The organism is Oleiphilus sp. HI0125 (assembly GCF_001635355.1).
The window spans coordinates 1-1,097 of the sequence record NZ_LWGF01000214.1 but is presented as its reverse complement, the minus strand read 5'-3'; the positions used below and the strand labels follow the sequence as shown (position 1 = coordinate 1,097).

At 48.5% G+C, this 1,097-nt stretch carries 1 protein-coding gene; it reads right to left on the bottom strand.

The features are described from left to right. Positions 1 to 1,097: hypothetical protein (locus tag A3762_RS26965; RefSeq protein ID WP_197468989.1), on the bottom strand; the 1,097-nt coding region annotated here is incomplete at both ends.

The window sequence follows — 1,097 nt, the reverse complement described above, 5'->3', positions numbered from 1 at the left end:
CCAATCACCGAGGCGTTTTGGGCGTCCGTGGTATGGATATACTCGAGTGTTTGCTCTGCACTCTTTCGACCAGATAGCAGGGTGATGAGGAGGTGAGGCAGCCCTTTTTTCGCAAGGTAATCATTTTGCCAATGCCTCAGTTGGTGTGGCTTGAGCACAAAGTCGGAGGCAAACCCGTGGCGCTCAAAGAGAGTCAGTCGTGATTTGGTGCGTTTAACTAATTCTCTAGCAAATAATTCGCTGAGTGTCCTAATTGGCACCAAAAGAAAAGGATTTTTTACTTTGCCGCCCATTTGCTTTTGTGTATACATAAACAACGCGCGTTCAACATCGACAGACTTCGTTTGGTGATGATTATATCCGTTGAGTTGAGATTGATTCGTCTCGACGATGTGATTTTGAAACTCGGCCACTGTGAGTGTTTGTTGGCCTACGGTGTATTTGTTGTATTGACATTGGATGGATAAACTGCATCCCACCAACTCATAGGCGTAAGGGCAATGAGCCTTAAACACAAGTGTGTCGAACGGCTCCAACTGCGCGATGGGTTTGATGAACTTTGGGTTAGTGATTGATACATCGATAGCCCCTTTTGTGTCAGGTGAGACTCGGACGCATTTGTCACTGCCGTCAAAAAAGCCCAGCAGCAAGCCCAGATGTAAAAGGTGGGTGGGCTTGCTCATGGAGGGCTTAAGCAGGGCGATGTTCTCATCGCTCGGCTTAAAGTCACCGAGTACGTCTTTCAGAGGGCGATTTGGCTGTCGATAGAACCGAGCCAGCGCTCTGGCAGGCTCTGTTACTAAGAGGGTGTAGTGTAAGGCTCGGTCTACACTTTCAACCATTTCGGCATTGATATGATTTTGATTGTCCTTATACCCCTTTGAGCCCCGCCAGTTCAGATAATGCACCGTTTTTTCTTTTCCATCGACAACTTGCATATGACGCTGTATGCGTTGTGTTTCCAGAAGCACTTGCTCTGCCCCGATGCGATTGGGTGACGCCATGCCCAGTGCTGCCATGGTGCAGCTAAAGCTGTCTCGCTGCTCTTTCGTGGCAGCGATAAGGGGTTGCCAGGCATCAACGTTGTTTTTGTATTC